This window comes from Amycolatopsis sp. NPDC043889 (assembly GCF_056435645.1).
The window spans coordinates 699142-712174 of sequence record NZ_JBWKEC010000001.1 but is presented as its reverse complement, the minus strand read 5'-3'; the positions used below and the strand labels follow the sequence as shown (position 1 = coordinate 712174).

Below are 13033 nucleotides of genomic sequence, written 5' to 3'. Positions count from 1 at the left end.
ACGCTCGCCCGCCGGGCAAGTCTTTGAGTCGACCAGGAACACGAATCTCATCGCCAAATAGTCGTTGCTTCCGCGTCGAGATCTCCCTCATCTGCCAACTCAACTACGTCACCAATAGCAATCACGCTCTCATTCTCTGAAAGTTCCCTACCCGCCGAAGGATCGCGCCGCAGTGTCTCGTACCTCGTTTCCCATCTTGGCGGCTGAAAGACACTGCTTATTCCCCTAACCCCCTCAAAGTCGCCGCCAACATTGACCCTCTTTGAACGAAAAGTTCGAGCAATGCAGAGCTTTTCGGATACGCCCGCAACTCTCACTAGCACCTTAGCTTTCGCGACTACGCCAATTAGCTCACCCGAGTCCGGGTCAACGACCTGCACAGGATCACCTTTGACCCGAAAGACCATTCCCACAGTCACACCATGCTCAGACCCGCGATTGATAATCAGTTCTCGATCGCTGGTCACCTTGGCAACTTTGCCGACAATTTCAATTGTCATTGATCTATTTCCTTATCACCAGAGGCGGTCGGCAATCGAGCTTCCCTGGTCCGATACCGCTTTAGCTCGCGGTCGTAAACATCCTGAGCCAAGTCTCCCCAGTCCTCGATAGAAGTCGCAGTTGATTCGATTTCCGCCCTTAAGCTATGAGCAACAGAATCAAACCAGTCTGCTGTTCGCTGCGAGTCCTGCCGCTTGCCAGGCTCGGGCGGATTTCGAATTAAATCACTGTACGCTTCCACCCGCACAACCAAAATCCCTAAACGTGCAATCTGATCAAACTTTCGCCGTATCGCAGGACGCGCCTGATTTCGAACAGTCAACCGCGAAGAATCAATCGAGAGAATGCTCCCAAGCGCTGCTCCAGCGACCGCTGAACCAACCTGCATCGCCACTGTCCACTGCTTATTGAGGCTAGCAAAAACAAGCAAGGCCGCACACACGAGAATGACTGCGACCAGAACGAAAGCGAACAACTGTCGCTTCCATCGTGTCTCATCCGCAGTTCCTTCAGCCACGAACGCCATCTTCGCACGACCCGACCGCCAGATGAAGTCGAACACGCAGCACAGCAGCGAATGGCCACGCATCCGTGCTGCGACCAGCCCGCCGTCCAGCAAGGCGTTCGCTACAGATCGCCCGCATCTGCTACGGCACGAGCACCGGTCGCTGTCCAAACTTTGGTTTGCTTGCCGAATTTGGCTCTATGGGATCAAGGCGGCGCGCACGTCACCTCCCGTTCGTCGGCCCACCCGCTCGCGGGACGGACGGCCTGCCGCTCCGCTCCGGCCGCCGCCCGCCGGGTGGGCCCGCCGGACCCGTAGACCGCACAGCGCGCCGCCGCTGACGGCGATCAGCTCATCGGCCTAGTTACGCAGTCCAGTGTCGCTGGCAGGGTCGACCTCATGCCGACCTCAGACCGCACCGCAGCAGAGGCACACGCCGCAGCAGCACGCCAAGCCCTCGAACAGGGCAGAGAAAGCGCGGACCCGATCCGGCTGGCCACCGCCGAGGGACTCTTGGCGGTGTATCACCAGTTGAAGCACATGCAAGACGACTCGATCACCCTCCGGGGCGCAGCCGACCTAGTTGGCGCCATGGACACGCTCAGCCGCAAGCTTCCCGATCGCTAGGACCGCCACCCCGAAGCCGGATCATGACTACGGACGGTGGTGCCGGGTCAAGGCGGGAAAGCGTGCCTTGACCCGGCACCACCGTCCGCGTGCTGGCTTCGTATCGGGATGACGGGGGAGGTGTGGGTGGGACCTCAGCCATGCCATTAGCGTGCCATTAAGGCCGGTCAACCAAGGTCAATCGCGGCCACCCCGAGCAAGCGCCGCCCGCAGGTCAGGGCCACGTTCCAGCATGATCACCCTGGTTCCCAAGCTGAATACGCGGGTTCGATTCCCGTCATCCGCTCTCCCGCGAAAGCCCCAGGTCAGTGGATGTCCACTGTGGACCTGGGGCTTTCGCTTTGCCTCGGAGTACTCGATGACCGAGACCTTGCCGGACGATCTTCGCGCCGACGTCCAGACGCTCTGGGACTACCACGACATGCACCACGAACTCCGGCCCGCCGACGTCGGGATCGGTTGGCTTCAGAGAACGCCTTTTGCCTCAGGACTGGTGACTGTGTGGATTTTGGGACGTCAGATGTCCCAAAATCCACACAGTCCCGCGTGACCGGCCCTGTCGCGACCTGAGCCGAAGCCGGGGACCGTCCCTCGCTGAGCGGCTAGCTTCTGGCGCGTGCGGAAAATGTCGAGCGACAGTACGGCGGCCTTGCTGACCGTGCTGGCCGGGTCGCTGTTCCTTCCGCTCCTCCTGGTCGGCGGGATCTTCCTCATCGTCGGCTTGAACACGGGCAGCACCCCTGGGCCGTACACCGTCGTTTTCGCCAAGGCGGGTGACGAATGCGGGGCGACAGGGCAATATCTCGACGCGTCCACAGGGAACCGCTGAGATGTATGGGTCCGGGAGTGCTCCGGGACGCCTCGATGGAATTCCCCGGTTTCTCCCGCGAGCAGAACGACGAGGTTCGCCGCTTGCTGGCCACGTTGGCGGAAGACGGCGATCTGAGCGTTTTCGACCATCGTTCTGTCCAGGCCAAGATCGACGGGATCGCGGCCGGATTGCCGCCGGGGATCCGCGTCGAGCGGGAATCCGGCTCGACGCGGATCTGGATCGGCTCGGGTTTGACGGTCGCCGGCCTGCTCTTGCTTTCCGACTTCGTCTGGCGATGGCGGCAGAACCGCCGGACCGGTTGTTGATTTCCCAGCGTTGTTACCTTGCCGGGTATGGAGATCCGGGAATTCACCGAAGAGGACTGGGTGCAGGTCTGGCCGATCGTGCGCGAAGTCGTGCGGGCCGCGGACACGTACACCTACGACCCGAACCTCACCGAGGACGCCGCGCGCGCGAGCTGGATCCAGACGCCGCCGGGCCGGACGGTGGTCGCGGTCGAGGGCGGCCGCGTGTTCGGGACGGCCAAGATGGGGCCGAAGCGCGGCGGACCCGGGTCGCATGTGGCGACGGCCAGTTTCATGGTGGACAAGGAAGTTCGCGGCAAGGGCATCGGCGGTGCGCTGTGCGCGAACGCTCTGCGGTGGGCCAGGGAGCAGGGTTTCGCGGGGATGCAGTTCAACGCGGTCGCCGAATCGAACGTGGCCGGGGTCCGGATCTACGAACGGCTCGGGTTCGAGATCGTCGGCACGGTGCCGGGCGCGTTCGAGCACCCGACGCTGGGGCGCATCGGGCTGCACGTCATGTACTGCGACTTCGGCTGAGGGTCAGCCTTCGACGAGTTCCCAGGGGGCGCCGGCGCTCGGCCGGTCGTACACCTGGCCGGGCGCGGCGCTCAGCACCAGGGCGACGTCCGGGTACAGGGTGACGGCGTGCTCCATTTCGAGGGCTTCGACCTCGAAGTCCTCGTTCTCCGGCACCTGGAAGCCGACGAGCAGCCAGCTGCCGTCGGCCTCGCGGACGACCTGGCGCACGGCGCGGGCCGGGGCGGCGGGGTCGGTGGAGATCTCGGCGAGTTCGGTGCTCACGTGGACTTCTTCCAGCGGCGAGCCCGGATGCGTCCACGCGGCGAGGCGGGCGGCGCGCACCAGGAGGTCTTCCTCGTCGTCGTCCGAGTCGGCGACCGAGCTCAGCAGCCACGTGCGCCGTTCCGGATCCCAGTCGGCGGCCATGCCGGTGGGGAGGCCGGCCAGCGCGGCGATCTCCGGGATGAGCTCCACCGCGTCCCGCAGGGGCAGCGCGCCGAACGCGTCCTTGTTCTCCTCCATGTCCTCGGAGAACTCGTTGCCGTCGCTGATGAACCAGTCACCGTCGTCGTCGAGGACGACGAACGCGAGGTTCGACGGGTCCTCCACCAGCGACCGGGAGATGATCACCGGCGACTCGGGATCCTGACTCAGCGGCCAGTTCTCGCTCGACATGCTGGGCTCCCAACGGGGTTGTCCGGCTGTGGGGCACCATCCCACCATCTTCGGCGTTCCCGCCGCGCACCGGACCGGCGGAAGGTCATTCGCTGAGGTCGTACTCGTCGACGTCGAGCGCGGCGGCGGCTTCGGTGAGGAACGCGATGACGGCGGGCGAGAGATGCCAGCCGAATTCCTCGCCGCCGTCCCGGTGATGGAAGTAGCGCACCACTTGCAGCACCGCGCTCGCGCCTTCGTCCACCAGCCTCCGGATTTCCGGGCGGACGGGGGCGAGCCTGCCGATCACGCTCTCGATCTGGTCGTCGACCGGTTCCGGACCGCGATGCGTCACCTTCCAGGCGTGCATCCGCGGCAACCGGTGTTCGGCGGACCGCGAACCCAGTACCAGGACCTCGTCGGGCTCCATGCCGAGCCGCGCGGTGATCTCCCCGGCGGACACGGTTTCGCTCTTCAAGGCGAAGTAGCAGTACTGGTGGACCTTCATACGCCCGGCACCCTAGCTTTCGGGCAGGCTGACCAGGTGAAACGTGACCAATCGCTTATCGAACGTCTCGCGCGGGAGCGCAACGCCTGGTTGTGCACGCTCCGGGCGGACGGATCGCCGCACGTCACGCCGGTGTGGTTCGTGTACCTCGACGACGTCTTCTGGATCGGCAGCGGCGAGCGGAACGTGAAGGTGCGCAACGTCGGCAACGATCCGCGCGTCAGTCTCGCGCTGGAAGACGGTGACGCGCCGGTTGTCGCCGAAGGCCTGGTACGAGTCCATCGCGGAACGCTGCGCGCGGACGTTCTCGAGGCGCTGGCGGCGAAGTACGACGGCTGGGCGGCAGGCGAGGAGATCGAGCCGTTCGGCGCCAGGGTGCTGCTGGAAGTCCCCGTTAAGCGGTGGCTGCTCGCGGGTGTCGCCCAATAGTCTGGAAAGTCCGATACCGATCTTTGGGATGGACGATGCTGACCGGTGAACTGATCCGCTTGCGCCCACTGGAACCCGAGGACGCGGACACGCTGTGGCGCTGGCACAACGACCCGGAGGTCACGCGCTGGCTGACCGCGGACCACCCGGAATCCCTCGCCCAGATCCGCGAGCGCTTCGCCCACCGGAAGCCCAACAGCTTCAGCCAGGTGAACTTCGCGATCGAGAGCCTGGCCGTCGGCACGTTGATCGGCACCTGCACCCTGCGCGACGCCACGCCGGAAGGAGGCCGCGCGGAACTCGACATCTACCTCGGCGAGAAGGACCACTGGGGCGGCGGCTACGGCACCGATGCCATGCGCACGCTCTGCCGCTACGGCTTCGACATGATGCGGCTGCACATGATCGCGCTGTGGGTCGTGGTCGACAACGAGGCCGCGATCCACGTCTACAAGAAGCTCGGATTCCAGGTGGACGGCAGGCATCGGCAGTCGTTCCGCGGCCAGAACGGCCAGTGGCACGACGAGTACCTCATGAGCCTGCTCGAAGGCGAACTCCGCTAGTCGTTCAGTCCTTTCGTGAGCCTGGCGGGCGCCTTCATCCGCCAGGCCTCCTCGATGAGTTCGCGCAGCTGCGTCTTCTCGACCTTCTCCAGGTCGACGAGGATCGCGCCGTAGCCGTCGTAATGCGGCGTGGTGAAGTACGCGGGGTCGCCGGAGGCCAGCAGGGCCTCCTTCTCCGCGTGCTCGCACAGCAGCATCAGCCCGCCCTCGGCCTCGGTGCGCAGCCGGGCGAAGCTCTTGCCCGCGACCTTGAGCGATGGCGTGCGGTACGACGTGGACTCCTCGACCTCAGGCAGCCTGCCCGCCAGTTCCACGACTTCTTCCCAGGTCGTCATGGCGGCCATTGTGCCCTGGGTCACTGACAAAACCACCCCGTAGACGCCATGAAAGGTCCCTTCCTCGCAAATTTCGCAAGGAAGGGACCTTTCATGGCACTCGCGAGGGCTACGGCAGGACGGTGATCCGGTCCGCGGCGGGCGGAGCGATACCCGGGTGCGCACCGAAGTACGCGATCAGCGCGTCCAGGTCCACTGGACCACCCGACAGGTTGGTCCCCTTCGTGAACTCGGTGAAGCCGTCCCCGCCGGCGGCGAGGAAGTTGTTCACCGAAACGCGGTACGACGCCGCCGGGTCGATCGGCGTGCCGTCGAGCGTCAGGTTCGAGACGCGTGACCCCTGTGCCGCCGACGCCGAGTACGAGTACTTCAGTGACTTCGAGATCTGCAGGATCCGCACGACCCCGTTGGCCTGCCACTGCTGTTCGAGCACGTTCTTCAAGTCCGCCCCGGTGAGCGTGATCGTCTGCATGATGTTCGCGAACGGCTGCACGGCGAACGCCTCACCGTAGGTCACGACACCGTCGCCTTCGCCGGCGGGTGACGACGCGTAGGTGAAGTCCGTGCGGATCCCGCCCGGGTTCGTCATGGCGATCTGGGCGCCGTTCGACTTCGTGGCCTCGAGCTGGGCGTCCGCGATGACGTCGCCGAGCGGCGACTCGCCGGAGGCGGCGCCCTTGGCGCTCAGGTCCGCGGTGATGGTGCCGACCGCCTTGTTCGCGATCGGCGCGGCCTTGGTCTTGGCCTCGTCGATCAGGTCCTGCACGTCGCGATCCGGCTTGACGTCGTGGGTGACGATCTGGTTGTGCGCCTTGGTTTCGCCCCGGACGACGTCCAGGGTGCGGCGGTCGATCTTCAGGTCGACGACCGAGAGCAGGCGCCCGAACGACGCGCCCTGGATCACCGGGCGCGGATTGCCGGCAGGGTCGTTGATCACGCAGTTGTACTGCTGGTGGCTGTGCCCGGTGAAGATGGCGTCCACTGTGGACGTCACCTTCTGTGCGATCGCGGTCGCCGCGCCCGGTTTGACCTTGCATTCGTCCGGACCGGCGGTCTCGGAGTTGTCGCCCTGGTGCAGCAGCACGACCTGTGCCTTGACCCCGACCAGGTCGAGCAGCTTGGCGGTGCGGTCGATGGCCTGGACCTCTTCGCCGAACTTCAGGCCCTTGATCGCCTCCGGGGTGACGACCTGCGGCAGATCCTTCAGCGTCGCGCCGATGACGCCGATCGGGACGCCGCCGGAGAACTCGATGCTGAACGGCAGCAACACCGGGAAGCCGTTCTCGTAGTACACATTGGACCCGAGGAAGGGGAAGTTCGCGCCCTTGAAGGACTCGCGGAACTGGCAACCGTCGGTCGGGTGGCAGCCACCGTGCTGCATCCGGCGGAGTTCCTCGAGACCCTCGTCGAATTCGTGGTTGCCCACCACGGAAGCTTCGACACCGAGCTGGTTCAGCAGTTCGACGGTCGGCTCGTCGTGGAACAGCGCCGAGATCACCGGCGACGCGCCGATGCTGTCACCTGCCGAAAGGACGACCGAGTTGCGCGCTTCGCCGCGAAGCTTCTTCAGGTGCGTCGCGAGGTAGGCGGCGCCGCCCGCGTTGACGGTCGTGCCGTCGGGGAGCGTGACACGGCCGCTCGAACCGGACGGCGGTTCGAGGTTGCCGTGCAGGTCGTTGAAGGTGATCAGCCGGACGTCGGTGGTCGCCGACGCGGACGCGGACGCGGACGCGGGCGCGGCGACGGCGGCCAGCGCGGTCAGCGCGGTCAGCGCGGTCAGCGCGGCGCTGGCGACCACGGCCAGCCGGGCAGGGAGTTTCATGCTTCCTCCGATTCGCACGGCGGAGGAGTCTGCCTTGCGGATTTGACCTTCACCAGGGCAGAAAGCAGGACGATAGGCAAACGTCACACGGCGACAGGCAGATAAAGACGTTCGCGCCGCCGGGTGACGTCGTTCGGCATCGGCTCCAGTTCCCCCGTCGCGATGAATCCCAGCCGCAGGTACAGCCGCCGCGCGTGGTCGTTGTCCTCCGCGACGTGCAGCCACACCTCGCGCGCACCGCCTTCCTCGGCGGCCGACCGCACTTCACCCATCAGCTTGGTGCCCACCCCCCGGCGACGGGCTTCGGGCGCGACCCACATCGAGTAGAGGATCCAGCCGTCGTCCCGCGCCCGACCGGCGACGAGACCCACCGGACGCCCGTCGTCGAAGGCGGCGAACCAGACGTCCCCGGTCAGTTTCGCGAGCCACTCCTCGTCGGATTGCGCGCGTTCGGCCGCGGCGATCGAGCCGTAGTTCTCGGGCGTGTCCGTCAGGGCACGCAGGCGGACCTCACGGAAGACGTCGAGGTCCGCGGGGATGAGCCGTCGAACGAGCACCATCCGGGCAGAATCCCACGTCCACCGGCGGATCAGGGAACGAATATCGCCGATCGGCCAAGATCGGGGTCGGCCACTCGGCCGATCCGCCACCGGCAGCGGCGGCCCTTCGACCGAAGTGGCCGCACCCGCATGATCCATAACGTCGTGGTCATGACGAACGCACAGGTCACCGCCCTGCAGTACGGCTTGATCGGCTTCTTCGCGCTCTGGGCGACGGTACTGATCCCGCAGCTGATCGTCCTGCACGCGCGGTACGGCCGGGTGCGGCTTCGTCCCGTCCTGACCATGGCCGCCGTGCTGCTCTACACCACCATGACCCTGGCGGTGACCTTCCTGCCGCTGCCCGGCCCCGGCGTCAAACGGCTGAGTCAGACCGTGCAGCCGCACCCGTTCCAGTGGGTCACCGACATCCACACCGAACTGCTCAAGCACGGGCTGCCGATGGCCGACTGGTTCACCACCCAGACCTTCCAGCAGGCCACCATGAACGTGCTGCTGTTCGTCCCGCTCGGCTTCTTTGCCAGGACGCTCTGGAAGCGCGGCCTCATCGGCACGACGCTGATCGGGCTCGCCGCGTCGCTGCTGATCGAGATCACGCAGCTGACCGCGAACTTCGGCACCGCGCCCTACGTCTACCGGATCTTCGACGTCGACGACCTGCTCAACAACACCGGTGGCGCGATGCTCGGCTGGATCGCCGGGGCACTGCTGCTCAGCCTCGCGCGGAAGCCCGTTCCCTCAACGATCGAGATGCAGCCGCTGCGTGGCGAGCGGGTCGACCTCGCCCAGGTCCGCTAGCCTCGCCTGCCGTCGCTGGGCCGCGCGCCGCGCGGCCCGCCGGTCTTCCGCGATCACCAGCACGGTGGCCACCACGAAGATCAACGCGACCAGGCCGAGGATGAGCGAGAGCTGCAAAACGCCTCCTCGAATACGACCTTGTGTGCGAGATCACAAACAGTACGCATGTCGTGGTGACTTGACCACCCCTTGAGACGAATGCGGGTGTCCCAGGTCACGCCGGGGTCGCCGAGAACCACGTCCGGTCGCCGGTACACCAGCGCTCGAAGGTCAGGTCTGCCCTGTTCAGGGCGGTAGCCGGCGCCTCCGAGTCCAGCCGGCCTCGACCTCGCCGAGCCTGTCACGGACGGACGAGCACCCCGGCCATTGGATGCCCCAGTTCCAGAAGCCGTCGGCCGTGAACGCCCCCTGCTCCATACCCGCCAGCGTGCCGGAAACTGGCGGGGTGAGGACCAAGCCGACCAAGGACGAGCTTGCCGCCGCCTACGGCAAGACCATCGACGACGTCATCGCGCCCGATCTGGACGTGCTGTTCTGCGGGATCAACCCGGGCCTCTACTCGGGCGCGCTCGGCCTGCACTTCGCCAGGCCGGGGAACCGGTTCTGGCCCGCCTTGTACCGCGGCGGCTTCACCCCGCGCCTGCTCGACCCCAGCGAGCAGCACGAGCTGCTCGGCCTCGGCCTGGGCATCACGAACGTCGTCGCGCGGACGACGGCGCGGGCCGACGAGCTGACCCCGGACGAATTCCGTGAAGGCGGGCGCCTCCTCGCGGCGAGGGTCGCCGAATACCGGCCACGCTGGCTCGCCGTGGTCGGGATCACGGCCTTCCGGACGGCGTTCGGACTGCCGAAGGCGAAGATCGGCCCGCAGGACGGCGAGATCGGCGGGGCACGGGTCTGGGTCCTTCCCAATCCCAGCGGGCTGAACGCGCATTGGACGCCCGCGGCACTCGGAGACGAATTCGGCCGCCTTCGCACCGAAGTCCACTCTGAGTAGCGAACATGTCAAGTTCCGCCCTCGGCGGGCTCATTTGAGCAAGAGATCCACAACCAGCTGATACGCAGAGTTTGCCGCGACGGGGCGATACATCTATGAGGGGGATATCGCGTCACGTGCTCCGACCTACTGACTCGTAATAGTTACGAGGTGTCATCTCTGTCCGGTCCCGCAGGGGGGACCGGTTGACGAGGGTGACCACGCCGGGGGGCGGTGGTCACCGAATGGGCTTTCGAGTCCTCTCGTCCGGAGATGGCGGGGCAGGAAAACGGAGGGGTCCGTGATGCGAACCATCGAGCCGAACCGAACACAGGCCGGCAGGCCTGGCGGACTGTCACCAGGCGGCCGCGGCCTCGGCGTGGCCGCCGTCGATCCGATCCCGATCTTCTGCGAGGGCCTGAGCTCGCTGGTCCACCGCACACCGGGCCTGCAGTGGCTCGGGCACGCGACCAGCCATCACGCGGCGCTCCAACTGTGCGAACAGCTCAAACCGGACGTCATCGTGCTGGATTCGGCGCTCGACCCGAACTGCCACCTGTCCCGCCTGCTCAGCGGCGGCGACCCGGCCCTGGTCATCATCACGATGATCAGAGACACCAACCGCACCCAGCAGTACCTCGCCGCGGCGATCGCGGCGGGCGTGCACGCGATCGTGCCGCGGGCGACCGACGGGCGGCACCTGACCGAGGCGATCCGGCGCGCGCACAGCGACCGCCGCTACATCGACCCGACGCTGGCGGCGCTGACCGCGCGGCCGAAACGCCAGCCCGTGCTCCCGAAGCCGGGCGACGCCCCCAAACCGGCGACCGCGCGCGGCCTGATGCCGCTGTCCCGCCGCGAGTACCAGGTCCTGCAACTGGTGGCGGAAGGGCTGGAGAACTCCGGGATCGCGAAGATCCTGTTCCTGTCCGTGGAAACCGTGCGGACGCACGTCAAGAGCATCCTGCGCAAGCTTTCGGCCCGCGACCGGACACACGCGGTGACGATCGCGTTCCGCTCCGGCATCCTGGTCACGAACCCGGACGACGCGCACACGCCGGTCGAGCCGCCCACGACCACTTCGATCGCGCCGTCCTCCCGCTGAGCCCCCCGTATTGCTGATTTACACATCACAACAGTGGCCATTCACTTGCCGCCGGTTACCCACAGGTAATATCCTGAAGTTACCGGCGAGTAGGGGACGTGTGCCCGGCCGGGGAGCCGAACACATTGGAGTGACGAAATGGGCCACTACAAGAGCAACGTCCGAGACCTGGAGTTCAACCTCTTCGAGGTACTCGGCGTGCAGGACCGCCTCGGCAAGGGCGTCCTCGCGGAATCCGACGAGGAGACCGCCCGCGGCGTGCTGACCGAGCTGAACAAGCTCGCTTCCGGTCCCCTCGCCGACTCGTACGCCGACGCGGACCGCAACCCGCCGGTGTACGACCCGAAGACCTTCTCGGTGAAGATCCCCGAGTCGTTCAAGAAGAGCTACCAGGCGCTGATGGACGGCGAATGGTGGCGGCTGGGCCTGCCGAACGAGCTGGGCGGCTTCGGCCTGCCCCCGACCGTGCAGTGGGCCGCGGCCGAGCTGATCCTCGGCGCCAACGCGCCGCTGTTCATGTACATGGCGGGCCCGAACTTCGCCGGCATCGTCGACAAGAACGGCACCGACGAGCAGAAGCGCTGGGCGCAGATCATGATCGACCGCGGCTGGGGCGCCACCATGGTGCTCACCGAGCCCGACGCCGGTTCCGACGTCGGCGCCGGCCGCGCCAAGGCCGTCAAGCAGGAGGACGGCTCCTGGCACATCGACGGCGTGAAGCGGTTCATCACCTCGGCCGAGAACGACATGGTCGAGAACATCATGCACCTGGTGCTGGCCCGCCCCGAGGGCCCCGGCATCGAGACCAGGCCCGGCACCAAGGGCCTTTCGCTCTTCCTCGTGCCGAAGTTCCACTTCGACGGCGAGACCGGTGAGCTGGGCGAGCGCAACGGCGCCTTCGTCACCAACGTCGAGCACAAGATGGGCATCAAGGCCTCCACCACCTGCGAGCTGACCTTCGGCCAGCACGGCACGCCCGCCAAGGGCTGGCTGCTCGGCGAGGTGCACGACGGCATCGCGCAGATGTTCCAGGTCATCGAGTACGCCCGCATGATGGTCGGCACGAAGGCCATCGCGACGCTGTCGACCGGTTACCTCAACGCGCTCGAGTACGCCAAGGAGCGCGTCCAGGGCGCCGACCTGCCGAACATGCTGAACAAGGCGGCGCCGCGCGTCACCATCACCCACCACCCGGACGTCCGCCGCTCGCTGATGCTGCAGAAGGCGTACGCCGAGGGCCTGCGCGCGGTGTACCTCTACACCGCGACCTTCCAGGACCAGGTGTGGACCGGCGAGGGCGACGAGGCCTCGCAGAAGGTCGCGCACGGCGTCAACGACCTGCTGCTGCCGATCGTCAAGGGCGTCGGTTCCGAGCGCGCGACCGAGCAGCTCGTGCAGTCGCTGCAGACCCTCGGCGGGTCGGGCTTCCTGCAGGACTACCCGATCGAGCAGTACATCCGTGACGCGAAGATCGACTCGCTGTACGAAGGCACCACGGCCATCCAGTCGCTGGACTTCTTCTTCCGCAAGATCGTCCGCGACAAGGGCGCTTCGCTGGCCTACGTCGCCGGCGAGATCACGAAGACCATCGAGTCGGAGATCGGCAACGGGCGGCTCAAGAACGAGCGCGCCCTGCTCAAGCAGGCGCTGGAAGACACCCAGGGCATGCTCGGCTCGCTGATCGGCTACCTGACCTCGTCGCAGGAAGACCCGCAGAACATCAACAAGGTCGGCCAGCACACGGTCCGCCTGCTGATGTCGGTCGGCGACCTGCTCATCGGCTGGCAGCTCATCAAGCACGCCGAGGTCGCCATCGGCAAGCTCGACGCCGGCGCGTCCGCGAAGGACGTCCCGTTCTACGAGGGCAAACTCGCCGTGGCGTCGTTCTTCGCGAAGAACGTGCTGCCGGAGCTGACGTCGCGCCGCGCGATCGTCGAAGCCGCGGACAACAGCCTCATGGAGATCCCCGAAGCCGCGTTCTAAACGGTTTAGTGACGAAGAGCCCTCTCCGGTCC

General features: G+C 66.3%; 19 protein-coding genes. 11 read left to right on the top strand and 8 right to left on the bottom strand.

Features of this window, described 5'->3' with window-relative positions; all coding sequences use genetic code 11:
* Positions 1 to 47: 47 nt before the first annotated feature.
* On the bottom strand, positions 48 to 500 hold the full coding sequence (locus AC0685_RS03595; protein WP_478224094.1) for a hypothetical protein: 453 nt from the start codon (positions 498 to 500) through the stop codon (positions 48 to 50).
* A complete protein-coding gene (locus AC0685_RS03590; protein WP_478224092.1) occupies positions 497 to 1063 on the bottom strand; it encodes a hypothetical protein in 567 nt (188 codons plus the stop codon). The genes AC0685_RS03595 and AC0685_RS03590 overlap by 4 nt, the downstream gene beginning before the upstream one ends.
* Positions 1064 to 1405: 342 nt before the next feature.
* Between AC0685_RS03590 and AC0685_RS03585 the strand changes: the two genes are divergently transcribed.
* From AC0685_RS03585 to AC0685_RS03565, 5 genes are all read left to right on the top strand, one after another.
* The gene (locus AC0685_RS03585) at positions 1406 to 1633 is read left to right on the top strand and encodes a hypothetical protein (protein WP_478224090.1); all 228 of its coding nucleotides are present in this window, start codon (positions 1406 to 1408) and stop codon (positions 1631 to 1633) included.
* A gap of 358 nt (positions 1634 to 1991) precedes the next feature.
* On the top strand, positions 1992 to 2183 hold the full coding sequence (locus tag AC0685_RS03580; protein ID WP_478224088.1) for a hypothetical protein: 192 nt from the start codon (positions 1992 to 1994) through the stop codon (positions 2181 to 2183).
* Positions 2184 to 2249: 66 nt separating this feature from the next.
* Positions 2250 to 2462: a hypothetical protein gene (locus AC0685_RS03575; protein ID WP_478224086.1), complete on the top strand. Its 213-nt coding sequence runs from the start codon at positions 2250 to 2252 to the stop codon at positions 2460 to 2462.
* A 35-nt stretch (positions 2463 to 2497) separates the two neighbouring features.
* Complete coding sequence (locus tag AC0685_RS03570; protein WP_478224084.1) at positions 2498 to 2770, top strand: hypothetical protein; 273 nt, start codon at positions 2498 to 2500, stop codon at positions 2768 to 2770.
* A gap of 27 nt (positions 2771 to 2797) precedes the next feature.
* Positions 2798 to 3286: an N-acetyltransferase family protein gene (locus AC0685_RS03565; protein ID WP_478224082.1), complete on the top strand. Its 489-nt coding sequence runs from the start codon at positions 2798 to 2800 to the stop codon at positions 3284 to 3286.
* A 3-nt stretch (positions 3287 to 3289) separates the two neighbouring features.
* Here AC0685_RS03565 and AC0685_RS03560 read toward each other — a convergent pair whose 3' ends face one another.
* Positions 3290 to 3943: a hypothetical protein gene (locus tag AC0685_RS03560; protein WP_478224080.1), complete on the bottom strand. Its 654-nt coding sequence runs from the start codon at positions 3941 to 3943 to the stop codon at positions 3290 to 3292.
* 85 nt (positions 3944 to 4028) lie between these two features.
* Positions 4029 to 4430, bottom strand: a complete 402-nt coding sequence (locus AC0685_RS03555) for a DUF4279 domain-containing protein (RefSeq protein ID WP_478224078.1) — start codon at positions 4428 to 4430, stop codon at positions 4029 to 4031.
* 36 nt (positions 4431 to 4466) lie between these two features.
* Between AC0685_RS03555 and AC0685_RS03550 the strand changes: the two genes are divergently transcribed.
* Positions 4467 to 4859 (top strand): pyridoxamine 5'-phosphate oxidase family protein, encoded by a 393-nt coding sequence (locus tag AC0685_RS03550; protein ID WP_478224076.1) that lies wholly within the window; start codon positions 4467 to 4469, stop codon positions 4857 to 4859.
* A 35-nt stretch (positions 4860 to 4894) separates the two neighbouring features.
* Positions 4895 to 5422: a GNAT family N-acetyltransferase gene (locus tag AC0685_RS03545; RefSeq protein ID WP_478224074.1), complete on the top strand. Its 528-nt coding sequence runs from the start codon at positions 4895 to 4897 to the stop codon at positions 5420 to 5422.
* On the opposite strand, the gene AC0685_RS03540 is transcribed toward AC0685_RS03545, so the two are convergent.
* The 3 genes from AC0685_RS03540 to AC0685_RS03530 all read right to left on the bottom strand — a co-directional run bounded on the left by AC0685_RS03540 (position 5419) and on the right by AC0685_RS03530 (position 8139).
* Positions 5419 to 5757, bottom strand: coding sequence for an MmcQ/YjbR family DNA-binding protein (locus AC0685_RS03540; protein WP_340686142.1), 339 nt, complete (start codon positions 5755 to 5757; stop codon positions 5419 to 5421). The genes AC0685_RS03545 and AC0685_RS03540 overlap by 4 nt on opposite strands.
* Positions 5758 to 5866: 109 nt before the next feature.
* On the bottom strand, positions 5867 to 7579 hold the full coding sequence (locus tag AC0685_RS03535; protein ID WP_478224072.1) for a bifunctional metallophosphatase/5'-nucleotidase: 1713 nt from the start codon (positions 7577 to 7579) through the stop codon (positions 5867 to 5869).
* 83 nt (positions 7580 to 7662) lie between these two features.
* Complete coding sequence (locus AC0685_RS03530) at positions 7663 to 8139, bottom strand: GNAT family N-acetyltransferase (RefSeq protein ID WP_478224070.1); 477 nt, start codon at positions 8137 to 8139, stop codon at positions 7663 to 7665.
* Between the two features lie 150 nt (positions 8140 to 8289).
* Between AC0685_RS03530 and AC0685_RS03525 the strand changes: the two genes are divergently transcribed.
* Positions 8290 to 8937: a VanZ family protein gene (locus tag AC0685_RS03525; protein WP_478224068.1), complete on the top strand. Its 648-nt coding sequence runs from the start codon at positions 8290 to 8292 to the stop codon at positions 8935 to 8937.
* Here AC0685_RS03525 and AC0685_RS03520 read toward each other — a convergent pair.
* Positions 8878 to 9054: a hypothetical protein gene (locus tag AC0685_RS03520; protein ID WP_192747174.1), complete on the bottom strand. Its 177-nt coding sequence runs from the start codon at positions 9052 to 9054 to the stop codon at positions 8878 to 8880. The two genes, AC0685_RS03525 and AC0685_RS03520, sit on opposite strands and share 60 nt — an antisense overlap.
* A gap of 328 nt (positions 9055 to 9382) precedes the next feature.
* Between AC0685_RS03520 and mug the strand changes: the two genes are divergently transcribed.
* The 3 genes from mug (at position 9383) to AC0685_RS03505 (ending at position 13001) form a co-directional block, all read left to right on the top strand.
* Positions 9383 to 9934 carry a G/U mismatch-specific DNA glycosylase gene (gene mug / locus AC0685_RS03515; RefSeq protein WP_340686137.1) on the top strand — a complete coding sequence of 184 codons (552 nt, stop codon included), beginning with the start codon at positions 9383 to 9385 and terminating at the stop codon, positions 9932 to 9934.
* Between the two features lie 283 nt (positions 9935 to 10217).
* Positions 10218 to 11018, top strand: a complete 801-nt coding sequence (locus tag AC0685_RS03510; RefSeq protein ID WP_478224455.1) for a response regulator transcription factor — start codon at positions 10218 to 10220, stop codon at positions 11016 to 11018.
* A gap of 138 nt (positions 11019 to 11156) precedes the next feature.
* A complete protein-coding gene (locus AC0685_RS03505) occupies positions 11157 to 13001 on the top strand; it encodes an acyl-CoA dehydrogenase (protein ID WP_478224066.1) in 1845 nt (614 codons plus the stop codon).
* The last annotated feature ends 32 nt before the right edge of the window (positions 13002 to 13033 follow it).